This window comes from Actinoplanes sp. NPDC023936 (assembly GCF_040639325.1).
Classification (GTDB): Bacteria; Actinomycetota; Actinomycetes; order Mycobacteriales; family Micromonosporaceae; genus Actinoplanes.
Genome location: NZ_JBEZZR010000012.1, coordinates 54666 through 78682 on the forward strand (window position 1 = coordinate 54666; position 24017 = coordinate 78682).

The 24017-nt window shown below is 69.3% G+C and carries 20 protein-coding genes; 12 read left to right on the top strand and 8 right to left on the bottom strand.

Features of this window, described 5'->3' with window-relative positions:
* Positions 1–58 precede the first annotated feature (58 nt).
* From AB0F72_RS18015 to AB0F72_RS18025, 3 genes are all read left to right on the top strand, one after another.
* Entirely contained in the window at positions 59–1489 is a 1431-nt protein-coding gene (locus tag AB0F72_RS18015) for a hypothetical protein (protein WP_360432004.1), read from the top strand.
* A gap of 121 nt (positions 1490–1610) precedes the next feature.
* Positions 1611–1922 (top strand): hypothetical protein, encoded by a 312-nt coding sequence (locus AB0F72_RS18020; protein WP_360432007.1) that lies wholly within the window; start codon positions 1611–1613, stop codon positions 1920–1922.
* Between the two features lie 132 nt (positions 1923–2054).
* Positions 2055–2828, top strand: a complete 774-nt coding sequence (locus AB0F72_RS18025; RefSeq protein ID WP_360432010.1) for a hypothetical protein — start codon at positions 2055–2057, stop codon at positions 2826–2828.
* 254 nt (positions 2829–3082) lie between these two features.
* Here AB0F72_RS18025 and AB0F72_RS18030 read toward each other — a convergent pair whose 3' ends face one another.
* Together AB0F72_RS18030 and AB0F72_RS18035 are read right to left on the bottom strand one after the other, a co-directional pair.
* Positions 3083–3298, bottom strand: coding sequence for a DUF397 domain-containing protein (locus tag AB0F72_RS18030; RefSeq protein WP_360432013.1), 216 nt, complete (start codon positions 3296–3298; stop codon positions 3083–3085).
* A 41-nt stretch (positions 3299–3339) separates the two neighbouring features.
* On the bottom strand, positions 3340–4188 hold the full coding sequence (locus AB0F72_RS18035) for a helix-turn-helix transcriptional regulator (RefSeq protein ID WP_360432016.1): 849 nt from the start codon (positions 4186–4188) through the stop codon (positions 3340–3342).
* 265 nt (positions 4189–4453) lie between these two features.
* On the opposite strand from AB0F72_RS18035, the gene AB0F72_RS18040 reads away from it, so the two are divergent.
* The 3 genes from AB0F72_RS18040 to AB0F72_RS18050 are packed head-to-tail and all read left to right on the top strand — an operon-like array spanning position 4454 to position 7347.
* Positions 4454–5095, top strand: a complete 642-nt coding sequence (locus AB0F72_RS18040; RefSeq protein WP_051041841.1) for a GPP34 family phosphoprotein — start codon at positions 4454–4456, stop codon at positions 5093–5095.
* Complete coding sequence (locus AB0F72_RS18045; protein WP_360432019.1) at positions 5092–6726, top strand: APC family permease; 1635 nt, start codon at positions 5092–5094, stop codon at positions 6724–6726. Before AB0F72_RS18040 ends, AB0F72_RS18045 begins: the two co-directional genes overlap by 4 nt.
* A gap of 9 nt (positions 6727–6735) precedes the next feature.
* On the top strand, positions 6736–7347 hold the full coding sequence (locus AB0F72_RS18050; protein WP_360432022.1) for a GNAT family N-acetyltransferase: 612 nt from the start codon (positions 6736–6738) through the stop codon (positions 7345–7347).
* A 5-nt stretch (positions 7348–7352) separates the two neighbouring features.
* Here AB0F72_RS18050 and AB0F72_RS18055 read toward each other — a convergent pair whose 3' ends face one another.
* The 3 genes from AB0F72_RS18055 to AB0F72_RS18065 form a co-directional block, all read right to left on the bottom strand.
* Entirely contained in the window at positions 7353–7904 is a 552-nt protein-coding gene (locus tag AB0F72_RS18055) for a hypothetical protein (RefSeq protein WP_360432025.1), read from the bottom strand.
* A 770-nt stretch (positions 7905–8674) separates the two neighbouring features.
* Positions 8675–11551, bottom strand: a complete 2877-nt coding sequence (locus AB0F72_RS18060; RefSeq protein ID WP_360432028.1) for a glycoside hydrolase family 3 C-terminal domain-containing protein — start codon at positions 11549–11551, stop codon at positions 8675–8677.
* Positions 11552–11662: 111 nt separating this feature from the next.
* A complete protein-coding gene (locus tag AB0F72_RS18065; protein ID WP_360432031.1) occupies positions 11663–12844 on the bottom strand; it encodes an ROK family protein in 1182 nt (393 codons plus the stop codon).
* Between the two features lie 130 nt (positions 12845–12974).
* Between AB0F72_RS18065 and AB0F72_RS18070 the strand changes: the two genes are divergently transcribed.
* From AB0F72_RS18070 to AB0F72_RS18080, 3 genes are read left to right on the top strand one after another with little or no spacing between them, the layout of a single operon-like run.
* Complete coding sequence (locus AB0F72_RS18070) at positions 12975–14633, top strand: extracellular solute-binding protein (RefSeq protein ID WP_360432033.1); 1659 nt, start codon at positions 12975–12977, stop codon at positions 14631–14633.
* Complete coding sequence (locus AB0F72_RS18075) at positions 14630–15616, top strand: ABC transporter permease subunit (protein WP_360432036.1); 987 nt, start codon at positions 14630–14632, stop codon at positions 15614–15616. The genes AB0F72_RS18070 and AB0F72_RS18075 overlap by 4 nt, the downstream gene beginning before the upstream one ends.
* Positions 15613–16515 (top strand): carbohydrate ABC transporter permease, encoded by a 903-nt coding sequence (locus tag AB0F72_RS18080; RefSeq protein WP_360432039.1) that lies wholly within the window; start codon positions 15613–15615, stop codon positions 16513–16515. The genes AB0F72_RS18075 and AB0F72_RS18080 overlap by 4 nt, the downstream gene beginning before the upstream one ends.
* Positions 16516–16525: 10 nt before the next feature.
* Here AB0F72_RS18080 and AB0F72_RS18085 read toward each other — a convergent pair whose 3' ends face one another.
* Positions 16526–18652, bottom strand: coding sequence for a glycoside hydrolase N-terminal domain-containing protein (locus AB0F72_RS18085; RefSeq protein WP_360432043.1), 2127 nt, complete (start codon positions 18650–18652; stop codon positions 16526–16528).
* Between the two features lie 45 nt (positions 18653–18697).
* Here AB0F72_RS18085 and AB0F72_RS18090 point away from each other — a divergent pair, with 45 nt between their 5' ends.
* The gene (locus AB0F72_RS18090; protein WP_360432046.1) at positions 18698–20650 is read left to right on the top strand and encodes a beta-galactosidase; all 1953 of its coding nucleotides are present in this window, start codon (positions 18698–18700) and stop codon (positions 20648–20650) included.
* Here the strand turns inward: AB0F72_RS18090 and ftrA are convergent.
* Positions 20631–21608 (bottom strand): transcriptional regulator FtrA, encoded by a 978-nt coding sequence (gene ftrA, locus AB0F72_RS18095; protein WP_360432049.1) that lies wholly within the window; start codon positions 21606–21608, stop codon positions 20631–20633. The two genes, AB0F72_RS18090 and ftrA, sit on opposite strands and share 20 nt — an antisense overlap.
* Positions 21609–21679: 71 nt before the next feature.
* Between ftrA and AB0F72_RS18100 the strand changes: the two genes are divergently transcribed.
* On the top strand, positions 21680–22114 hold the full coding sequence (locus AB0F72_RS18100; protein WP_360432052.1) for a rhodanese-like domain-containing protein: 435 nt from the start codon (positions 21680–21682) through the stop codon (positions 22112–22114).
* A 35-nt stretch (positions 22115–22149) separates the two neighbouring features.
* Here AB0F72_RS18100 and AB0F72_RS18105 read toward each other — a convergent pair whose 3' ends face one another.
* Positions 22150–23394 (bottom strand): D-arabinono-1,4-lactone oxidase, encoded by a 1245-nt coding sequence (locus AB0F72_RS18105; RefSeq protein WP_360432055.1) that lies wholly within the window; start codon positions 23392–23394, stop codon positions 22150–22152.
* Positions 23395–23488: 94 nt separating this feature from the next.
* Here AB0F72_RS18105 and AB0F72_RS18110 point away from each other — a divergent pair, with 94 nt between their 5' ends.
* The gene (locus tag AB0F72_RS18110) at positions 23489–23992 is read left to right on the top strand and encodes a helix-turn-helix transcriptional regulator (RefSeq protein ID WP_360432058.1); all 504 of its coding nucleotides are present in this window, start codon (positions 23489–23491) and stop codon (positions 23990–23992) included.
* Positions 23993–24017: the final 25 nt, after the last annotated feature.

Genomic DNA, 24017 nt, shown 5'->3' on the forward strand with positions numbered 1-24017 from the left:
GTGCTCGCGACAAGACTCGCGGTGGGTCGCCGGTGGCTCCGTATCCGGAAGGAGCTCCATGAAGCACCCTGCCCCACAAGGGCGGTTCAAGCGCCTGTTCAGTATCGGTTCTGCGGCAGTCCTGCTCAGCTTCTTGGTCGCGGCGCCTGCGCAGGCGGCAGCGGCGGACATTCCGGGCGTCGACGAGATCCGGAGCAGCTCGAATCTCAAGCAGATCGCCAACATCCCGAAGGTCGCTCCGTTCGCCGCCGAGAACGCGCTCGGCTCGGACTGGGCGTTCCAGGGCAAATACGCGTACGGCGGCAACTACAACGGTTTCACCGTCTACGACATCCGTAACCCGCGGAGCCCGCAGGTCGCGGCCGTCGTGGTGTGCCCCGGCTCGCAGAACGACATCACGGTCTGGGGAGACCTGCTCTTCCTCTCCACCGACTCGCAGCGTTCCGACGACTCGTGCCAGAGCACTGCCGTCCCCTCCACCGCGCCGGCCGAGACGCCGCGCTGGGAGGGCATCAAGGTCTTCAACATCAAGGACCCGCGGAACCCGCAGTACGTGGCGGCCGTGAAGACCGACTGTGGCTCGCACACGCACACGGTCGTCCCGGGCAAGGGCCGGGACAAGTCGGTCTACCTCTACGTGTCGTCCTACAACCTGTCCGGCGTGAGCCTGCCGAACTGCGCGTGGCCGCACGACAAGATCTCGATCGTCAAGGTGCCGCTGAAGAACCCGACGGCTGCCAAGGTCGTTGCCACGCCGGTGCTCTTCCCGGACGGCGGTTTCCCGGGCAGCAGCTACGGCACCGCGACCAGCGGCTGCCACGACATCACCGCGTACCCGGCGAAGGACATCGCGGCCGGCGCCTGCATGGGTGACGGCGCGCTGTTCGACATCTCCAACCCGGCGGCGCCGAAGGTGATCACGACGGTGCGGGACACCGAGAACTTCGCCTTCTGGCACTCGGCGACGTTCGACAACGACGCCGACAAGGTCGTCTTCACCGACGAGCTCGGCGGCGGCGGCCAGGCCACCTGCAACCCGGTGATCGGCCCGAACCGCGGCGCGAACGCCATCTACGACATCAAGGGCAAGGGCAAGAACCTCAAGCTCGAGTTCCGCAGCTACTTCAAGATCCCGCGGGAGAACGCCGCGACCGAGAACTGCGTGGCCCACAACGGCTCGCTGATCCCGGTCAAGGGCCGCGACATCATGGTCCAGGCGTGGTACCAGGGCGGCATCTCGGTCTGGGACTTCACCGACTCGCGCAAGCCCAAGGAGATCGGGTACTGGGAGCGCGGTCCGCTGAGCACCGAGCGTGCCATCACCGGTGGCTCGTGGTCGGCGTACTGGTACAACGGCTTCATCTACTCCAACGACATCCAGAAGGGTCTGGACGTCCTGGAGGTCAGTGACCGCCGGATCGACAAGGCGGAGCACAAGCGCACCTGGCAGTTCAACGCGCAGACCCAGGACGACTACCGTCGCTGGTAAATCTGGGTGAGCAACACTGATGGGACCGTCCGTCCGGGCGGTCCCATCAGCGTCAGCCCAATCGGGTGATCAACCCGCGCGGCGCAATCGGACTTTCGGCTCAAATCGGTACGTTCGTTCCATGGCCACGACACACCGCAGCGCTCTGCTCCGGTCGTTGCCTGTTCTGCTGGCGCTCGTTCTGGCCTTCTTCACCGCGCCGGCCTCGGCCGGTCAGCCCTCCCGCGGCCCGGGCGCACACAGCATCTCCGCTTCTGCCGTGGCGGTTTCCGCGGCCTCCGCCGATCTCGGTGACGCGTCGGCGCGTACCCCCGAATCGCCGGCCACCGTGCCGGCCCCGCCCTGCTCGACCACCTGCGCTGAGCGCGTGCTGCGCGCTCAGATCGTTCCCGGCGTCGCCGGCTCGCGGGCCCCGCCCGCCGCTCTCGCCTGACCCTTATCGGACAGCACCCCGTGCTGCCTGTGGGTCCACGCATGCCGAGAGCGCAGGACTGGTCACAGAACCTCGCTCCGGCCATTTCTGACACCAGCCCCCGGACCGAGACGAGCGGACGGAACTCCTGCGATGAACATCCTTGCCGACATGCTGCTGACCGAGCCGGCCCCGATGGCGATCTGGGCCACCCTGATGCTGCTCACCCTGCCGGCCCTGGTGGTGCTGGCCAGCCCGCACAACGTGCGCAACCCGGGACGGGCCCTGATCGACACGGTGGGCTTCCTGCGCCGCCGTGCCGAGCGCAGGGACGCCGAGCGCCTGCGGCGCATCGAGGAGGCAGTCCAGGCGGTGCGTTACGCCGACGAGGTGGGTGTGGCGGCGGAACAGGCGGGGTACGCGGCGCAGCGCTGGCAGGGGCACTGGGAGGCGGCCGGGGAGTGGGTGGACGCGGCCTGGCAGGCGTGGCAGGCCGCGGACGCGCGCTGGGCCAGGAGCCGGGCCACGGCGGCCTTCGGCACGCCCTACACGGTCAAGACCCCTGCCGAGTACGCCTACCGGGAGCGCTTCCTGCACCGGGCGGTGCAGGCCGCTGCCGGCCGTGGCGAGTTGCCCGCGGTCGCGGTCGCCGACGCGCTGAACGGGCGGAACGGGTGGAACGCCCGGCTGCACCCGGCCGAGCAGGAGATGGTGGTGCACCGGGTGATCGCCGCTCACCTGGAGCGGGTGCACGAGCGGGCGGTGGAAGCCGAGCGGGCCGCCTGGCAGGACTGCCTGCGGGCCGGCCGCAACCGGGACAGCCTGGCCCGGGAGGCGGCGATCGCCACGGCACGCGCCGAAGCGGTCCGGCACCTGATCCCGGTGCGCGGCGCCGCGGCCACAGTCTTCCGGCCGGCCTTCGCCTGACCCTTCGCGGGGTCTCCGCCCGACCCTTAGCGGGTCTCCGCCCGACCCTTAGCGGGGTTTCCGCTTGACTCTTCGTGGGGTCGAGGTGACCGATTGTCATCACCTCAGTGGCGCGGCGGGGTGTCCCGCCGGCGCGTGGTGGACCGGCGCCACGGCGCCTCGCGGGGAGGCGCCGTGGCTTCCTCAAGTCGCACATCGCGAAAGTCGATCACTTGTTCACGACTTCCATCGCTGCGCGACTATCGGTTAGGCTCTCACGAGTCGATATCGAATTCGCCGTCCTTGGCGGAGTCCACGAAAGCGGTCCACTCCGCTTCCGTGAACACGAGAGCCGGGCCCGTCTGGTCCTTGCTGTCACGGACGGCAATTCCCTTGTCGAGGATTGCCACCTCGACACAGTTGTTGCCGCCGCTGCCGTTACTGCGACTGCCTTTTTTCCAGACGGCACCGTCGAGTTGGTGCGCGAGCATACTCGAGCACCTCCCTTCGATATGAGATTCTTTCGGGAGCGCTACGCGACGAGCAGACTCTCGATCATCTTTATCGTAGTCCGATGATCGAGCGCCTTCGCGCTCATTCGCTCGAACTCCTGTCGGTACCGGGCAACCTCGTCTGGTTGCTCTTCGTAATAGTCTCCCGCAAGGCCTTCGAGGTAGACAACATCCAAATGGGTAGTCTCCCGAAACTCCAAAAGTGCTGCTGACCCGCCCAGGAACGGATGTTCCCCGGCGCTGAAGGGCAAGATCTGCAACATTACATTCGGTAATCTAGCTGTATCGATCAGGTGTCGCAGTTGATCCGCCATGACGTCCTCGCCGCCGATGACCCGGCGGAGCACGGACTCGTCGATGATCGCGGAGAGCTCCAGCGGCCGATCCCCGCCGAGCCGGCTCTGCCGGGTCAGGCGCAGCGCGACGCGCCTGTCGATCTGCTGGGGCGTGTCGGTGGAGCGACCGGTGTTGATCAGGGCCCGCATGTACGCCTCGGTCTGCAGCAGCCCGGGCACGATGATCGGCTCCCAGGCCCGCATCGAGGACGCGGCCGCCTCCAGGCCCACGAAGTTGCCGGGGCGCATGATGTCGCGGTAATCAGTCCACCAGGTGCGCTCCCGCGAGAGCCGGGCCAATTCCACGAGCGCTTCGCGATATCCCTGGTCGCGCACGTTGTACAGGGTGAGCAGATCACGCACGTCGCGCGGGGTGACCGCCACGCGCGCGGTTTCGATCCGGGTGACCTTGGCGGCGTGCCATTCGAAATGCCGGGACACGTCCTGTTGCGTCAGGCCGGCGGCTTCCCGGCATCGTTTGAGCTCCGCTCCCAGTCGGCGGCGTCGTAGCGTCGGACCCTCGATATCGGACACCTGGACTCCCTACGGTCCTGATGCGGTCGATATTACGACCGGTACCTCACGATCCAGTAGCCCATTGATGATCACGCGCCCCATGATCGCCATTCTGCATGATCCATTTAGGAGTGTCAGACTGCAGGGCCTGAATAAGAAGTCTAGTACTTCTTGTATTGACCTTGGTGTTGGGTACATGATGCTGCGGACATCGAGTTCTGTCTTCTTTCCTACACATAGAGAAATGATCATTCGGAACTGGCGTCTAAGGGGCGTGGCGCAAGTGTTGGCTGACCAGTACTACCTGATCGCACACGAGGACCGTACCGGCCGGTCCAGACTCCATCCCCGCGCGACCGGTCTCGGATTGGCCGCCGCTCTGCTCTCCGAGTTAGTCCTCGAAGGCCGTGTCGGTGTGGCCGACGGCGAGCTGTTCATCGTCGATCGTCACCCGCCGCGCGACGCGCTCTCCCACGACGTCCTCGATCTGCTCAGTGCTCAGTCACAGCACACCGACGTCCGGACGTGGCTCGCCTTCCTGTCCCAGGACGCGGCTCTGCGGGTCGCCGAGCGCCTGATGCGCGTCGGCGCCGTGGAGATGGTCACCCGCCGCCGGATGCTGGGCTCGACCCAGACGCTCTACATGCCCAACACCGCACGGCAGCGCAACGCCGCGGCCTGGGCCTCCACCCGGATCGCGAACATCCTGGTCCGGGGCATGGACCTCAATCTCTCCGACCGCATGCTCGTCGGCCTGGTCGTGGCGACCGGACTCACCCGCCACGTCATGTACGGGTTCGAGAACTACCCGCACATCTACCACGCCCTCCCCAGCATGATCGCTTCGCTGCCCAACGACCTGCGTGAGCTCGTCGAATGCACCGAACAGTCGGTGGGCACCGCCCTCGCGGTGGGCCGCCGGTGAGCCCGGCCGGCCGCCATCAGCGCCGGCGCAACAACGTCGACCAGTGGGCCGGCACCATGCTGATGGATCTGCAGCGGAACTCCCGGAACGGCCCGGACATCGTCAGCCAGTCGCTGGCGAGCAACCGGCTCGGCGTCTCGTCGGTGGTCTTCTTCGGCGTGGCCGGAGCGGCGCCGCTCACCGTGATCATCGGGGCCATCTCGACGATCTACGCGGTGGTCGGCAACACGGCCGTTCCGCTGGTCTACCTCGTGGTGGCGGGCATTCTCTCGATCTTCACGGTCGGGTTCGTCGCGATGAGCCGGCACATCGTCAACTCCGGGGCGTTCTACGCGTACATCAGCCATGGTCTCGGCCGGGAGCTCGGCGTCGCGGCGGCGTTCGTCGCCCTCGCCGCCTATTCGCTCATGCAGATCGGGCTCTTCGGCCTGTTCGGGGTGGTGGCCTCGGGCATCCTCGAAGCGGTCGGCCTGACCGCGTCCTGGCTGGCCTGCGCCCTGGTGGCGTGGGCGCTGATCGCGGTGCTCGGCATGCTCTGGGTCGACCTGAGCGGCAAGGTGCTCGGCATCCTGCTGATCGCCGAGATCGCGGTGGTGCTGATCTACGACCTGGTGATGGCCGGAAACCCGGCCGAGGGCTCGGTCAGCTTCGCGTCGCTGGCGCCGCAGCAGCTGCTCACGCCCGAGGTGGTGGCCATGATGGTCCTCGCGATCGGCGGATTCACCGGCTTCGAGGCGACTGTCGTGCTCTCCGAGGAGGCGAAGGACCCGAAGCGCACGATCGCCCGGGCCACCCACCTCTGCGTGATCCTGGCCGGCATCCTCTGCGCCCTGTCGGCGTGGGCGATGTCCGTGGCCGCCGGTCCGACGCAGATCGTGGCGGCCGCCCGCACCGAGCAGACCGACCTGGTCTTCACCCTGGTCGCGCCCCATGTGCCGGACACCCTGATCACCATCGGCTATCTGCTCTTCATGACGAGCATCTTCGCCGCCCTGCTGGCGTTCCACGCCGCGGTCTCCCGGTACCAGTTCGCCCTCGGCCGGGAGCGGGTGCTGCCGAGCCGGTGGGGGACCGCTCACCCGCGTACCGGAGCTCCGGTCGTCGGCTCGATCACCCAGAGCATCCTGGCGCTCGGCGTCCTGCTGACCTACGGCCTGCTCGGCATCGACCCGCTGGTGCACCTGTTCGCCTGGCTCACCGTGGTCGGCGGACTGGGCGTGCTGATCCTGATGTGGAGCGCGTCCGCCGCGGTGATCGCGTTCTTCGTCCAGCACTCGCGCGGGGAGAACGTCTGGCGTGGCCGGGTCGCTCCGATCATCGCGTTCTTCCTGCTCAGCATCATCCTGCTGGCGACCGTCATCGGCTTCGGTGACCTGTTGCAGGTGGGCAGCGACTCGGTCTTCCACTGGGTGTTCACGGTGGGATACCTGATCTGTGCGCTCATCGGGTTCTGCTGGGCGCTGATCGTGAAGCGCACCAGACCGGACGTGTACGCGGGGATCGGCCGGGGAGCGGACGGCCGGAACGTCGTCGACTACGCCGAGCTGGCCCGGCCGCACTCACACGCACACGCGCAGACCAACGCGCAGCACACGCACGAGCATCGTGACCACCTTCCGTCGATCAAGTAGGGAAGATCCATGACGTACGCCATCCAAGAACTCGTGATCCGGAATGTGTCACCATTCGACACCGATGAGATCACTGCCCTTGTGGCCGAGGCGATGTGTGACGGCCCGGTGGCTCGTTGGATGCAGCCGGACATGCTGGTGCGCAGGCGTAACTCGCCGCGATACTTCGAGATCTTCGTGGAGCACGCCCTGCAGCACGGCGAGGTCTACAGCACCGCCGACGCCGACGGCCGGATGAGCGGGGTGGCGCTCTGGTTCCCGCTCACCGCGATGATCCCGGCGCCGGTCGACTACGAGCGCCGGCTCAAGGAGGCCTCGGACACCGCGTTCGACAGGTGCCAGCAACTGGACGCCACGCTCGACGAGCACCACCCGCTCGAGCCGCACCACTATCTGGCGTTCATGGCGGTCCGTCCCGGCCAGCAGAACCGTGGCATCGGGAGCGCGTTGCTGGACCGCCATCACGCGCGACTGGACCGGGCCGGGCTTCCCGCCTATCTCGAGGCCAACGATCCGCGCAACCGTGACCTCTACCTTCGGCACGGATACCAGGTCCGGTCCGTGATCGAGCTACCCGACGGGCCCCCGCTCTGGTGCATGTGGAGGACGCCTATGGTGTGACTGCCTCAGGAAGCCGCTGGAAACTCGTAGATCCAGAACGACTGCTGGTCCATGCACGAGGCTTGCAACGTGCCGCCGGAGAGCCGGCGCAACATCAACCGGATCACCTTTGACATGTTGCGACTGTCGTCGTTGTAACTGCAGAAGTCCAGTGCGATGATCCCGTTTCGATCCGTGGCGGTGCGGTACATGGCCTCGACCAATTCCGCGAAGGCACGGGTGGACCGGGCGTCTTCCGCGACAGCTACGAATCCGCAGTACCAGATCTTGTTCTGCGCGTAGAGGTCGGGCCACCGGCGTTCGAAGTACTCGGGTGCGATCAGCGGCATTGCGAACAGATCATTGGTGTACGTGGACAGGCCGCAGAGCTTGCCGCCGTCGTCGAGGCAGAGGTACTTGTCGACTCGGGGATCGAACATCACCTGGTCGAACTCCGCCCGATACATCAGATGGCGCTGCACGGCGAGGGCGCGAACCTCTTTGAACGCGCCTTCGTAGAGATCCCACGCGGTCTCGTGCATGTCGTCGGTGATCTGGTCGATGACTTTGACAAGCATGGCTGCTCCCCCGCGGGCCCGTGCCGAGCGGTCCCGCTTTAGTGCTCATGTGATCGCACTCAAGTCGATCGATAACAGGTGACCACAGAGTACGAACTGTAATAGGGCCACGACAATGCGTATTCCCCAAAATCATGTGCCAATCCAGTTTGGAGGGATGCCCTTGGCTACCCGATCGTGCAACTTGCGTCTTTGCAGGTAGTCGCAAGATCGACCCGTCTGAGCCCGCGCCGGCCATTCTCATCGGAGTTGCTGGAATCGGTATTCGGAAAGTGCAGTCTCTCGTGGATCAGCCTTTCTGTGGAATGCACCGAGTACTAGCCTTCGCGTTATGAGCATCGTGCGCTCGCCCGGGCGCACCCTTCGACGACGCGACGGGTCGTGGTGCGGCTGTCCGTCTGCGGGCCATCCCGGCGAGGTGCGCATCCCCCGCTCGCCCCCGGATGGCCCGCCCTCATGCGTTCATAGCCGCCGCTGCTCCGGCCGCCGCCGTGCAGCCCGGCTGGAAGCTCGGCAATACGTTCGACTCGACCGGCCGGCGACGAGACCTCGTGGGGCAAACGCCGGGTCACCCGGGAGCTGATCGCCGGCATCGGGGCACGGGGTTTCCGGCGCATCCGGATCCCGGTCATGTGGGGCCGGCACCAGGAACCCGATCGGGTGACAGGCTCGGCGCGCCTCACCCGGGTGAGGGTCGGCCGGCCCTCGATCAGGGTCTCCACGTGGACCCGGCGTGACATGCGGCGGCATCGGCACGCTGCCGGGCGGGGTCAGGTGAAGCGGATGGTCGCCGCTGTGGTGCCGCTGTCGGTGAACTGGACGAAGACGTCGTGCCGGCCGGTGCACCGCGGGATCGGCGCGGACACCTCGATCAAAGGATCCGCGCCGGCCGCCACCGGTACCGGTAGCACCGCCAGCACCGGGCCGGAGAGCGGGTCGTCCAGGCGAATGGTGATCGTGGACTCGGCCGGGGCGGCGACGGTGGCCGGGGCAGTGACGGTGGCTGAAGCGGCGACGGCGGCCAAGGCGCGGGTCGGGCCTCGCCCGAAGTCGACACCGTCGAAGACCGCCCACGCGCCGGGCATCAGGCTGCGCAGGGCCTCGCCACCGTCCGAGGCAGCCGCTCCGGGGATCGGCACGGTGGTGGTTCCGGCGTAGCCGTCGTTGTCAGTAAGGCGCAGCGTGGGGGAGCGGGCCGGTACCCGCTCCCCGTGGACGCGGAGTGTCGTGGTCTGGCGCCAGTCGGTGCTGGACCGGCCCGCCGCGACCGTGTGGGTGGCGTCCTCGATCACCCAGCGGGAGCGGGTGACGTCCCAGAACGCGAGGTCGGCGGCGGGAAGCGGGAAGCGGGCGGTGGCGCGTTCACCGGGGGCCAGGTGGACTCGCCGGAAGCCGCGGAGCTGCCGCAACGGCTGCTTCACCCGGGATCGCTGCTGGCGGGTGTAGAGCTGCACCACCTCGTCACCGGGCCGGTCACCGGTGTTGACCACGTCGACGGTGACCGTGACGGTGCCGGCCGGGTCGGTGGCCGGGGTGTCGAGCCGCAGGTTCTCGTAGCGGAACGAGGTGTACCCGAGCCCGTGGCCGAACGGGAAGAGCGGGGCGCCCCGGTAGTAGAGGTAGGTGGCGTCCGACGCGATGATGTCGTAGTCGAGCAGGTCCGGCAGATCGCCGTCGTCGGCGTACCACGTCTGGGTGAGCCGCCCGGACGGCTCGGCGAGGCCGAAGAGGATGTCGGCGAGCGCGCCGCCGTGTTCCTGGCCGCCGTGCGCGGACCAGAGCAGGGCCGGCAGGTGGTCCCGGGCCCAGCCTACGGCGTACGGATAACTGCTGGTCAGCACGAGAACGGTACGCGGGTTGACGGCTCGCACGGCCCGCATCAGATCGTCCTGGGTGCCGGGCAGGTCGAGGTCCCGGCGGTCCGCGGTCTCCCGCCCGGCGACCAGGGGATGGTTGCCGAGGGCCAGCAGCACCACGTCCGCCGCCGCGGCCACCTCGGCAGCGGCGGCGACCCCGTCGACCAGCAGGTCCACGGTGAAGACGGTGGCGCCGGCGGCCTCCTCGGCGGCGGTGCGGACCAGGCCGTCGTCGCCGGCTACCAGGAAACTGTCACTCTGGAGGTGGTGCAGCAAGACCCCGTCGGGTACGGGCACGAAGCGGAACGTCTCACGCACTTCCCAGCCGTTCGGGCCGGGGCGATCCGTCACGAGCAGATCGGCGTCGGAGCCGACGACACCGCCGGTGGACGCGGCGCGCAGCGAGATCGTCTCCTCGCCCCAGTCGAGCACGTCGAAAAGGGCTTCTTCCGGGATGTCGGCCGCCTCGGTGCCCCGTACCCCCAAGGGGTTTGCGGGGGACGCCCAGAGGAGGCCGGACGCGCAGCGCAAGGCCACGCGGTCCACGCCCTCCGCGAAGAGCGCCGCCTCCGCGCCGATCAGGCGGGTGACGCCGGCACGCAGCGTGGTGCGGTACGGCGGGGTCCCGCTGTACCAGTCCTCGAAGACCTGATCGCCGAGCGGCCCGATCACCGCGACCCGGCCGGCGGCCTGCCTGTCGAGTGGCAGGATCCCGTCGTTGCTGAGCAGCACGGCCGAGGCGCGGGCGGCTTCACCGGCCAGGTCGCGGTGCTCGCCGCAGTCGATCACCTCGGGGCCGATGTGCCGGTACGGGTCCTCGTCCGCGTTGAACTCACCCAGACGCACCCGGATCGACAGGATGTGCCGGACCGCCGCGTCGACGTGGGACTCGGTGATCAGACCCCGGTCGATCGCCGCGGTGAACCGTTCCCGCGTCGCCGTGACGTCCTCGGTCACGCAGTCGACCCCGGCGCGCAGCGCTGCCGCGAACCCGGCCACCTGATCGTCGAACCAGTGCTGGTCGCCGGCCAGATTGTGCACCGCCCACGCGTCACCGACCACCAGCACGTCCTCGTCGCACCAGGACCGCACCGTCTCGTCGATCAGCGGGCTGAGGTGCGCGGGTCGGCCGTTGACCAGGTTGTACGACGCCATCACGGCCACTGCCGCGCCGTCGGCCAGGGCGGGCCGGAACGCCTGGAGCTCGTACTCGTGCAGCACCCGCGGTGGCAGGTTGCTCGACGTCAGGCAGCGATCGGTCTCGTTGTTGTAGCCGAGGAAGTGCTTGAGGGTCGGCGCGGTGCGCAGCCACAGTGGATGGTCGCCGCGCAGCCCCCGGGAGTACGCGGTGCTGAGCACTCCGGTGAGCCACGGGTCCTCGGCGTAACCCTCCTCGTTGCGTCCCCATCGCGGGTCGCGGAGCAGGTTCACGACCGGCGCCCAGACGTTGAGGCCGACGTTCTCCCGGTCGCGGTGGTGCATGGCCCGGACCTCGGTGCCCACGGCTTCGCCGACCCGCCGCACCAGGTCCGGGTTCCAGCTGCTGGCGAGTCCGATCGCCTGGGGGAAGGCGGTGGCGGTGCCGAGCCAGGCGACGCCGTGCAGCGCCTCGGTGCCGGTGCGGAACGAGGCGACGCCGAGCCGTGGCACGGCGGCCTGGTGCTGGTTGAGCAGGGCGATCTTCTCGTCGAGGGTCAGCCGGTCGAGCAGGTCGGCGACCCGGACCGCGACTTTGTGCTGCGGGTCGCGAAAGGCGGGGGCGGGCTCATGGTCGGTGGGGGACTCGGTCACGACGCGTTCCTTCGGGGACATGTCGAAGCGCTTCGACAACCAGGCGCGCGAATGGATTTCGCGAATGTTTCGGTCGGGGTTCCCTGAGGCTCGCACCCGCGCTCGCCCGGGTCAAGCAGTAACGGGTATCGATCTGCCGTGGTCCACCCGGTCCAGATGCGACAGTGCGCCGCCCAGCGCCGCGGCGTGCAGACCCAGCTCGGAGGCGACCACGCGAACTCCGTCCGGCGCCAGCGTGTGCCCGGCCACCTCGGCCTCGGCGGTCGGGATCAGCCACTCGGCGAGTGTCGCGTAGTGGTCGCCCAGCATGATCACCGCGGGATCGGCGACGTTCGCCAGGATCGCCAGACCCTGCCCGAGGTGCCGGCCGGTGTCCCGGAGCGCGGCCAGCACGCCCGCGTCGCCGGACCGGGCCAGCACGGCGACCTGCTCGACGGCCGGCCCGAGATCGGCGAGCGACTCCGTGTCGAAGCCGGGCAGCGCGCGGCGGACCAGCGGCTCGACGCCGGCCAGGTCGTGCAGGGTGGGTGAGCCGGCGGGGCCGAGGGTGAGCCGGCCGATCTGGCCGGTGAAGCCCCGGGCGCCGTGCAACGGCCGGCCGTCGACGACGATGCCCGCCTCGATGCCGGCCGCGCCGGTCACCACGACGAGGTTGTCCTCCGCGGCCCGGTCGCGCTCCGCGAGCGCGGCCAGGCTTGCCTGATGAGAAACGGTCACGACCAGGTCGGGCTGCCGTAGCGATCCGGCCACCGGCCCGCGCAGGTCCAGGTCCGACCAGCCCAGTGCCGGGGAGAGCCGCACCGTGCCCCGATCGTCGACGAGGCCGGGAACGGCGATGGTCAGGCCCAGGACGGAACGGCCCTGTTGCCGTACCCGGGTCGCGGCTCGTTGCGCCAGCGCGATGATCGCGCTGATCGCGCGGCCGGGACCGGCCGCCTCCGGCGGGGAGGCGAAGGCGCGGTGCCAGAGCAGCAGCTGGTCACCGGCGAAGTCGAGGGCGAGCGCGGTGATCCGGTCGGCCGCGACCTGCAGGCCGATCGCCGCGTACGCGGAACCGTCCAGGGTCAGCGCGGTCCCCGGCCGCCCGATCCGGTTGCCGCTCGCGCCGGTCTCGCGCAGCAGCCGCTGGTCGATCAGGTCGCTGGTGAGGCTGGAGACGGTCGCCTTGTTGAGGCCGGTGGACGCGGCGATGGCGGCGCGCGAGCTCGGCCCGCTGGTCCGCAGGTGGCGCAGCACCACGGCGAGGTTGGTGGCGCGCACGTCGGTGAAGCCCATGGTCCTCACATCCGTCATCTTGCCATCCCCATTTGGGCGCGCTCCCATTTCGTTCTTGTCGCCCGCGCCACACGTCAGTTAGCTTGTCATCGATGTACTTAGTTTAGACGCTAACCAAACTTAGGCCATTTCGGAAGGTAGGTGCGCCGTGGGCGCGTCGACGAACAGGCGTAATTTCCTCGGGCTGGTCGGCCTCGGCGCGGCGTCCGTGGCCGGCGGCGGGCTGCTCACCGGATGCAGCAAGGAGCCGGGTGGCTCCGGCTCCGCGACCACCGCCGAGCAGGCGGCCGGTGTGGTGCCCACCTTCAAGGACTCGACGCTGGTCCCGCCCGACATCAAGGGCATCCGGCCGGTCGCCGACGGTTACCTGAAGTACCCGGCGACGCTCGCCGACGCGGTGGGCGAGAAGGCGATCACCAGCGGACAGCCGATCTCGGTGACCACGCCGTGGTGGGGACCGGCCCCGCCCACCGGCAACAAGCTCGTCGGTGCGGTGAACGCCGACCTCGGCGGCACGATTAACTTCAGCATCCAGGACGGCGTCACCTACGGCGACAAGCTCAACACCATGCTCGGCGCGCGCGACGTGCCGGACCTGACCTGCATTCCCGGCTGGGAGATCAACAAGCTGGCCCGGTTCAACGACGCGGTGCACGTGCTCTTCGAGGATCTGACGCCCTATCTGGCCGGGGACAAGGTGAACGCGTACCCGATGCTGGCCGGCCTGGACACCAAGGCCTGGGCCGACTCGGTCTGGGCCGGCAAGCTGATGGGCGTCCCGTTCCCCTCGGACAACCCGTTCCCGACGCTGCTCTTCTACCGCAAGGACGTCGCCGACCAGCGCGGCGTCGCGGTGCCGACCACGCTCGACGAGCTCTACGACTTCGGCAAGAAGATGACGAACCCGGACAAGGGCGAGTGGGCCTTCGGCGACCTCTTCCAGGAGGTGCTCCAGATCTGCGGCAACACCGGCTCGCAGAACGGCTGGGCCAAGGGCGCCGACGGCAAGGTCTACCACCGGTACGAGACCGAGAACTACAAGCGGGCCGTCGAGTTCATGACCCGCGTCTACGCCGAGAAGCTGATCCACCCGGACATCGCCAGCAGCAAGGGCGGTGACGTGAAGACGCTCTTCAAGGGCGGCAAGATCTTCATGTTCTGGGACGGTGGCGGCGCCTGGAAGGAAGTCTGGCGCCCGGCGATCCAGAACGACCCCGGGTTCACCATGCAGGCGGTCAAGGTGTTCGGGGCGGACGCGAGCACGCCGCCGGTGCGCTGGTGCAGCACCCCGTCGATCATGTGGACCTTCGTGAAGAAGGGGCTCGGCCAGGAGCGCACCCAGGAGCTGCTGCGGGTGCTCAACTACACCGCGGCGCCGTTCGGCACCAAGGAGTGGGAGCTGCAGAACTACGGGGTCGAGGGCACCCACTTCAAGCGGGACGCCAGTGGCTCCCCGGTCACCAACGACCTGTACGTCAAGGAGTTCGCCAACCAGTTCGTCTTCACCGGTGGACGCCCGCCGGTGATCGTCGGCGGGCCGGACATCCCCACTTACGCCGAGGACTTCGTGAACTGGGGCAACGACGCGACGAAGCACCTCGAGAAGAACCCGTGGGAGGGCATCAAGGTCGAGGTGCCCACCGAGCAGGCGGCGCTCGAGCAGCCCACCCAGGACAAGGTCACCGACATCATGCGCGGGCGGCGTCCCCTCTCCGACCTGGACAAGGTGGTCACCGAGTGGCGCAACGGCGGCGGTGACAAGGCGCGCGACTTCTACGCCAAGGTCCTGGCAGACAACGGCCGATGAGCGCGATCCCCTCGGTTTTCCGGAAGGCGGCGCGGTCGGAGCCGCTCCGGCAGCACATCACCGTGCGAGCGCGTCTGCGGCGGGACTGGCCGCTCCTGCTCATGTGCGTGCCGGCGATGGCGTTGCTGCTGGTCTTCCACTACGTCCCGGCGCTCGGCAACGTCATCGCGTTCCAGGACTACAACCCGTACGTCGGGGACAACCCCCTGGAGGCGTTCCTCTACAGCGAGTGGATCGGGTTCGGGAACTTCGAGTACCTCTTCACGACGTCGGCGTTCTGGGACGCGGTGCGCAACACCCTCACCATCACCGCGTTCCAGCTGATCTTCTACTTCCCGATCCCGATCGCCCTGGCGATGCTGCTCAACAGCATCCTGTCGCCGCGGATCCGCTCGCTGGTGCAGAGCGTCGTCTACCTGCCGCACTTCTTCAGCTGGGTGCTGGTGGTCTCGCTGTTCCAGATGATGTTCGGCGGCGCCGGCCTGATCGTGCAGACGGCGGGCCAGGCCGGCTTCACCGTCCCGGACATCATGACCAACCCGGACACCTTCCTGTTCCTGATCACCGCACAGTCGCTCTGGAAGGACGCCGGCTGGGGCATGATCGTCTTCCTGGCGGCGCTCGCGGCGATCGACACCAACCTCTACGAGGCGGCAGCCGCCGACGGCGCGGGTCGCTGGCGCCGGCTCTGGCACATCACCCTGCCGGGTCTGCGGCCGGTCATCATCCTGCTGCTCATCCTCCGGCTCGGCGACGCGCTCAACGTCGGCTTCGAGCAGTTCGTCCTGCAACGCGAGGCGGTCGGCCGGGACGCCGCCGAGGTGCTCGACACCTACGTCTACTACCAGGGCATCGCTGTCCAGCAGTGGGGCGTGGGCGCGGCAGCCGGCCTGTTCAAGGCGATGGTCGGGCTGCTGCTCATCGTGGGCGCCAACAAGGTGGCCCATCGGTTCGGCGAGCAAGGGATCTATTCGAAGTCATGAGCGTCCGACCAGTCTGGGAAGAGAAGCCGAGCCTGCTGGGCCGATTCGGCAAGGGGACGATCCTCACCGTCGTGGTGCTGGCCGTGCTGGTGCCGCTCTGGGTGGTCCTGGTCACGAGCCTGTCCTCGGAGACGACGATCAACGAGGCGGGCGGCTACGTCTTCCTGCCCCGAGAATTCGACCCGTCCGCCTACATCGTGATTTTCACGGGCGGGCAGATCACTGACGCGATCATGGTGAGCACGGTGGTGGCGCTGGCCGGGACCGCCCTGAGCCTGGTGGTGACGGTGCTGGCCGCTTACGGCCTGTCCCGTCCGGGCTCGCTGGGACACCGGCCGATCCTCTTCTACTTTCTTCTGACGTTCCTGATTTATCCCGGCATGATTCCGTCGTACCTGGTCGTCACCGGCCTGGGCCTCAAGGACAACCTGCTGTCCCTGATCCTCCCGACCGCGATCAGCGCCTTCAACCTGGTGGTGCTCCGCGCCTTCTTCATGAACATCCCCGGCGAACTGCTGGACAGCGCCCGCATCGACGGCGCCGGCGAACTCCGGATCCTGTGGCGGATCGTGCTGCCGCTATCAAAAGCGGTCACAGCGGTGGTGGGTCTGTTCTACGCGGTCGGTTACTGGAACGCCTTCTTCAACGCCGTCCTCTACATCGACCGCAATGATCTGCAGCCGGTACAGCGTGTCCTGCAGCAGTTCATCCTGGCCGGGCAGTCCCCGACATCCTCCGGCACCGCCGTCTACGTACCGGGCCTGGGCTCCGCCGTCCCACCCACCCTGGCGATCAAGATGGCGGTCGTGGTGGTGACGATCATTCCCGCGCTGCTGGTCTACCCGTTCATCCAGCGGCACTTCACCAAGGGCGTCATCATCGGTGCGGTGAAGGGTTAGCGGTGAAGGGTTAGCGGGGGAGTGTCACCTCGTGGGGGATGCCGGCCCGCACGGCGACGAGCTCGCGTCCTCCCGGCCAGGTCAGCTCCACCTCCCGGTCGCGGGGCGATGTCAGCGTCACCGACACCGTGCCCGGCGACCACGACAAGCCCACTGTCACCGGGCCGCGCGCGACAAGTCCGCGTACGCTGCCGGACGGCCACGCCGCCGGGAGGGCCGGCAACACGGACAGGCGCGCCTTTCCGTCCGCGCCGGCGTCGCGGCTCTGCAGCAGCATCGCCACCACCAGGGCGGGCAGCCCACCCGCCAGATCCACGTTGAACATGTGATCCCGGTTGTGGGTCGGCACCAGGTTGGACCGCCAGTACGCGTCAGCGATCCGGATCAGCGCCGCGTGCGCCTCCGCGGCCAGCCCCAGGTGCGCCGCGGCGATGCCGAGCAGGGCCAGCCCGTACCCCATCTCGTCGGAATCGGAACTCAGCCACCAGCGCAAGCGGGCCCGCACGGCCCGCACCGCGGCGGCGTGCAACGCCGGGTCTTCGCTGATCGCCGGGTCGCCGGCGTACCAGAACGGGTAGAAGTGGCTGCAGTGCCGATGCTCGTGGTTGTCGGCAAGTCGCGGGTCCAGCCATTCGGCCAGCTCGCCGGATGCGGTGATGCGGTACGGCGGCAGCGCGCCGAGCAGCGCCCGCCAGCGCGGCGCGTCGGTGGCGGCCGGGTCGAGCGTCAGCAGGGAGCGGAGCAGGTCGCCGACCACCTGCATGTCCATGGTCGCGTCGGCGCACGCCTGGGAACCGGTGCCGGCCGGGTGGTTCTCGGGGGAGTACGACGGGCTGAACCGGGCCCGGCCGCCGTCGACGACCGCGAAACTCAGGTAGAACTCGGCGGCTTCGCGGAGGAACGGGAGGGCCCGCGACTCCAGGAACTCCCGATCGCCGGTGTGCTGCCAGTGATCGACGTAGAGGCGGCCGAGCCAGGCCGCGCCGGCGGTCCAGAACGTCAGGCACCAGATCGGCCCGAAATGGTTGTGCCGGCCGTGCGTGCTGAAGTGCGCAGGAACCATGAATCCCGGCAGGCCGTATAAATCGCGAGCGTTCTCCCGGAAGTCGGGGATCAACTCGTCGACCAGGTCGAACAGCGGCTCCATCAACGATGGCGTACCCGTCGAGTGCACCGCGAGCACCGCCGCCTGCAGGTTCCCGTCCACTGTCCACCCGCTGCGCCACGGCGGCGAATACGTCCCGGTCCACACTCCCTGCAGCGTCGGCGGGCGCTCCCCGGTGCTGCTGATGATCGCGTAACGGCCCGCGTCGAAGAGCCGCTGCACCGGGTCCCCACCGAGATCCAGGCGCACCCGTCCGAAGAGCTCACCGTGGACCGCCACATGCCGGGCCAGCAGCACATCGAAGTCCCAGTCGCCCTCCGGAAGAGCTGGCTCTCCCAGGGAGACCCGAGCCACGATCAGAACCTCTTCACGGGTACGGCGGATCCGCGTCTCCACGGTCCACCCCCGCACCGCAGCCCACGGCGCGTCCGTGAACCGCCCGAGCAGCAAGCCGCCGTCCACACTGAACGAGATCGGTCGCTCCGGTTCCCCGGCAGCCGGCCCGAGAGTGACCGTCCCGGCGCATCCCGACACTCGGATCACCACCACGTCGTCGGCCCGGGAGACGAACGCGTCGCACACCACCCCGCCCCAGGACTGCCGGACCACGCCCGTGGTGAAGTCGGTTCCGCGCACGTAGTCACCGGCGGCGATCGGGGCGAGAGGCGTGAACGTCAGCGTCGCGGCGGGAATCAGCGGGTCGATCCAGCGCGTGTCCCGGTACCCATCGTGGTGGTGAACGGCGAGGTCGCAGACCGCCTGCGCCGCCTCGGTGAAGCGCCCGGCGCCGATCAGCTCGCGCAATCGCGGCAGCGCCGCAGCGGTCGGCGGCGCCGGAAGCGGTTCGGTGACCGGCTGGAAGAGGTATTCGTGGGCGAGCGTGAAGCGCAGCGCGGTGGGGGAGCCGTAACAGAGCGCGCCCTGCCGCCCATTGCCGCAGATCAGCGCGCGTTCCCAGTCCCCGGTGGCGTTGGCGTCCTGGAAGGAAGCATGGAAGGAAGCATGGAAGGACGGATTGACAGGGATCTGCACTCCTCCTACTTTGTTTAGACCTCAAACTAAAGTCAAGGCGGCAGGATGTTCTTCGGCGGCGACTACAACCCCGAGCAGTGGCCGGAAGAGGTGCAGGAGTCCGACGTCGAGTTGATGCGGCAGGCCGGCGTCACGGCCGTCACCGTCGGCGTCTTCGCGTGGTCCCATCTGGAGCCGGCCGAGGGGAAGTACGAGTTCGCCTGGCTGGACCGCGTGCTCGACCGGCTGCATGCCGGCGGTGTCAAGGTCGTCCTCGCCACGCCGACCGCGTCACCGCCGCCCTGGTTCACGCTGGCTCATCCGGAGGCGCTGCCGGTGACGGCCGACGGGGTGCGGCTCACGCACGGTAGCCGTGACACGTATTGCGTCTCGGCCCCGGCCTATCGCGAAGCCGCCCGGAACATCGCCCGTGAGCTGGGCAGACGGTACGCCCGCCACCCGGCGCTCGCGATGTGGCACGTGCACAACGAGTACGGCACGGACTGTCGCTGCGACCTGACCGCGGAGGCGTTCCGCGGCTGGTTGCGGGAGCGGCACGGCAGCCTGGACGCGCTGAACGAGGCGTGGACAACGGCGTTCTGGAGCCAGCGCTACTCGGACTGGGCGCAGATCATGCCGCCGCGCGCCACTCAGTACCTGCCGAATCCCGCGCACGTGCTGGACTTCCGCCGCTTCCTCTCGGACGAGATGCTCGGCGCGTACCGGGAACAGCGCGACCTGCTCCGCGAAGCCGGCCCGGACGTGCCGATCACCACGAACTTCGTGCAGGGCGGCTGGGTGAGCGTGGACCACGCACGATGGGCAGAATCGGTCGACGTGGTAGCGGTCGACCACTATCCGGACAGCGCCGGCATCGGCGCCGAGGAGGAGACGGCGTTCGCCGGCGACCTGGCGCGTGGCTGGGGCGGCGGATCGTGGCTGCTGATCGAGACGGCGCCGAACCTGATCTACACGCGCGGCCGGATGCACGCCAAGGAGCCGGGCCGATTGACCAGGCACAGCCTCGGTTACGTGGCCCGCGGTTCGGCCGGCGCGATGTACTTCCAGTGGCGGCAGCCGCGCGGTGGCGCCGAGTTGTTCCACTCGGCGCTGGTGCCGCACGCGGGCCCGGACAGTCCGGTCTTCCGGGAGGCGGTGCGGCTCGGGCGTACCCTCGCGGTCCTCGCACCGCAGCTCGCCGAGCTCGAGCCGCCCGCCGCGCAGGTCGCGCTGACCTGGGACGCGCCCTCCTGGTGGGCGTTGCAGGGCGCCGGCCTGCCATCCGCGGGCATCGATTACCTGGGTGCCGTCCGGCAGGCGCACCGCGCGCTGTTCCGCTCCGGCATCACCACCGACTTCGTCTTCCCGGCGCTCGCCAGCGATCTCTCCCGATACAGGATGATCGTGGTCCCCCACCTCTATCTGGCGCCGCCCGAGGTGACAGCGCTCCTCCGCGACTTCGTCGCGTCCGGCGGCCACCTGGTGGTGGGTCATCTCAGCGGCATCGCGGACGCCTGCGCGCGGGTCGGTCTGGGCGGTTACCCGGCGGCTTTCCGCGATCTCCTGGGGGTACGGGTGACCGAATGGCACCCCACGGACCCCGGGACTCCGGTCGCCCTGGACGACGGCACCGCAACCTTCGGGTGGACGGAACGGGTCGAAACGACGGGCGCCGAGGTGCTGGCGCGTTACGCGGAGGGCGTGCTCGCCGGGGTGCCGGCCGTGACCAGGAACGGCACCGCCTGGTACGTCTCGGCCGGTCTGGACGACGCCGGCTGGCAGCGGATGCTCCGGTCGGTGGCCGCCGAGGCCGGCGTCGTGCCGGTGCTCGACGACCTGCCGCCGCACGTCGAAGCGGTCCGCCGCGGCCCCCTGTTGTTCCTGCTCAACCACGGCCCGGCGGAGGCCGTCGTGCCGCTGCCCGAGCCGGGAACGGACGCTGTCACCGGCCGGCCCGTCGGCCGGTCGGCGATCGTGGAAGGCGGCGGCGTCACCGTGATCAGGACCGGTCAGGACTGAAGGCCCGGCGATAGGCGGACGGTGACGTCCGCATCGCCTGGGTGAAGTGGTGCCGGAACGTCACCGCCGTGTCGAAGCCGACGGTGGCCGCCACCTCCTCGATCGGCGCGCTGCCGGACTCCAGCAGCGGCAGGCTGGCGTGCACCCGCTGGGTGATCAGCCAGCGGATCGGGGTTGTCCCGGTGGCCCGGGCGAAGTGCCGCAGGTACGTGCGCGGCGACATGTGCGCCCGCCGGGCCAGCACGTCGACGGTGATCGGGGCGGTCAGATTCGTCATCGCCCACTCCATGCTGCGCGCCACCCGGTCGTCCTCCGGATCGGCGGGGACCGGCGCCTCGACGAACTGGGCCTGGCCGCCGTCCCGGTGCGGCTGGACGACCAGGCGGCGGGCCACCATGTTGGCCACTGTCGGACCGTGGTCGAGGCGGATCACGTGCAGGCACAGGTCGAGTCCGGCGGCGCTGCCCGCGCTGGTCAGGACCGGTCCGTCGTCGATGTAGAGGACGTCGGCGTCCACCTCCACCGCCGGGTACCGGGTGCGCAGGGCCTCCGCGTACCGCCAGTGCGTGGTGGCCCGGCGCCCGTCGAGCAGGCCCGCGCCGGCCAGGGCGAACGCGCCCGAGCAGATGGACATGATCCGGGCGCCGCGGGCGTGTGCGGCGCGCAGCGCGTCGACCAGGGCCGGTGAGACGTCGGCGTGCACGTCCGGAACCCCGGGAACGATCAGCGTCTCGGCGGCGGCGAACGCGTCGAGGCCGTGCTCGGTGTGCAGCGCCGCGCCGCCCACCACGCGCACCGGACCGGGTGTCTCGGCGCAGATGGTCATCTCGTACCACGGGAAGTCGAACTCGGGACGGGGCAGGCCGAAGACCTCGCTGACGATGCCGATCTCGAAGACCGACATCCCCTCGAAGGCGAGCACCGACACGGTCGGGCCGCGGCGACTCACACGCAGCATGGCGGGATCTTAGCGGTCGGCGTCGTTACCGCCACTGGGCCGGTCTCCGCGATCCCGGCAGGATCGGTGGCATGACCACGGATAACGCTGACGCCATCGCCTACTTCACCGCCCGGCTCCGGTTCGAGACCGACGTGAGCGACGTGCACGCCGACCTGGAAGCCGGCGTGCCGGGCATCGTCCTGATCGACACCCGCAACGACGCGTCCTGGGAGCAGGGCCACCTGCCGCAGGCGGTCCACGTCCCGACCGCGCAGATCGCGGCGCGGGCCGCCGAGGTGATCCCGCCCGGCAGCCGGGTCGTCACCTACTGCTGGGGTCCCGGCTGCAACGGGGCGACGAAGGCCGCGCTGGAGTTCGCGCGGCTGGGCTACCCGGTCCGGGAGATGCTCGGCGGGTACGAGTACTGGGTCCGGGAGGGTTTCCCGGTCCGCGACCGGAACGGTGTCAGCGCGCGGCCGGCCGACGAGCTGACCTCGCCCGCCGGGGTGGCCTGCGGCTGCTGATCCCTGTCCCAGGAACCGGTCCAGCCAGTCGTTTCCTATCCCAGGAACCGGTCCAGCCAGTCGTTGCGGAACGTGCCCTTCGGGTCGAAGCGCCGGACCAGCTCGGCGAAGTCGCCGAAGCGGGGGTACGCGGCACGCAGGTCGGCCTGCGCGGTCGTGAAGATCTTGCCCCAGTGCGGCCGGGCCGCGAACGGGGCGAGCGCCTTCTCCACGTCCGCCACCACCGGCAGCACCGCCTCGGTGTCCGCGATCCAGGTGAAGTGCAGCGCCAGACTGTCCCGCTGGTAGTTGGGGCTCAGCCAGAGCTGGTCCGCGGCGATCGTCCGCATCTCGCAGACCTGCAGGACGGCCGCGACGCGCTCGCGCAGCTCGCCCACCGCCTCGATGGCGGCCCGGGCGTGCTCGCGCGGGACGTGCCACTCGGACTGCAGCTCCTCGCCGCTGCTCGGGGTGAACTCCATCCGGAAGTGCGGCAGCCGGGCATGCCAGGGTCCGGGCACGCCGCCCTGCTCGGTGCAGTTCTCGGCGGGCATGCCGGGCACCGGGTGGCGCGGCCCGTCGGCGAGCGTGGCGCCGTGGAAGTCGCCGGCCGGCATCGGGTCGTGTCGTTTGAGCCAGATCTGGTCGACGCCCGGCCCGGTCCAGCGGGTGAAGAGGCTGACGCTGTAGCCGTCGGCGAGGATCTCGTCGAGCGCGTCGTGGAGGGCGGCGGCCGGCAGGTTCTCGTAGACGTACTGCCGCAGATCGAAAGCGGGCGACACGTCCAGGGTGAGCGCGGTGACCACGCCGAGCGCGCCGAGGCCGACCACGGCTCCGGCCAGCTCGGCGTCGGCGCGGGTCAGCGTGACCAGCTCGCCGTCGGCACGGACGATCTCACAACCGGAGACGGCGGTGGCGAGGTTGCCGTTGCGCACGCCGGAGCCGTGGGTGGCGGTGGCGACCGCGCCGGCCACCGAGATGTGCGGCAGCGAGGCCAGGTTGTGCACGGCCAGACCGGCGTCGTTCAGCGGCGTCGCCAGGTCGCCGTAGCGCAGGCCGCCGTCGACGCGGACCGAGGACCGGTCCGGTCCGATCTCGACGGTGCGGGGCAGCTCGGCGAGGGAGAGCAGGGCGCCGGTGGTGTCGGCGAGGCGGTTGAACGAGTGCCCACTGCCCAGCACGCGCAGCCGGCCGGTGGCGGCCGCCACCACCTCCTGCACCTCGGCGACCGATTTCGGTCGGTGCACCTCGTCGGTGCCGAAGACGATGTTGCCGGCCCAGTTGGTGAGTCGTTCCCGCATCGCCTCACACTAACCGTTTTCATTAGATGTATACGCTGGGGCGATGCCTATGGATGCGTCCCGGAACAGCCTGGTTCTGCCTATTCTGGGCTTGTTGACCGAACAACCCGCGCACGCGTACGACCTTGCCGGACGGCTGCGAGAGCGCTGCGGCCGGCTGCCGGTGACCCGTAGCACGGTCGCCACGCTGCTGAAATCGATGGCGCGGAGCGGGCTCGTGGCGGCTCGCGAGCCGGGCCGGGTCGGCAACCGGCCGCCGCGCACCGTCTACGAGACGACAGCCGCGGGGGTGGCCGATTTTCATCATCGGGTCGAGTCCGGGCTGCGCGACTCGCCGGTCGCCTCGATGGACTTCGTGCTGGCCGTCGGTCACGCCGGGGTGCTCCCCGCCGAGCGGGCCGCGCTGATCCTGGAGGAGCGGGCGGCGCTGCTCGCGTCGTCCGGGAGCGACCCCGCGCAGGGCGCGCTGGAAGCCGAGTACTGGCGGGGCATGGTGGCTGCGGAGATCACCTGGATCCGGGAGCTGGCGCGGCGGATCCGGGACCGCGAGGTCACCTGGGGCGCGGAGCCGGCGATGGCCGGGCAGGCAAACGCCTGATTCGCCGGGCTTGATCGGGTTAAGG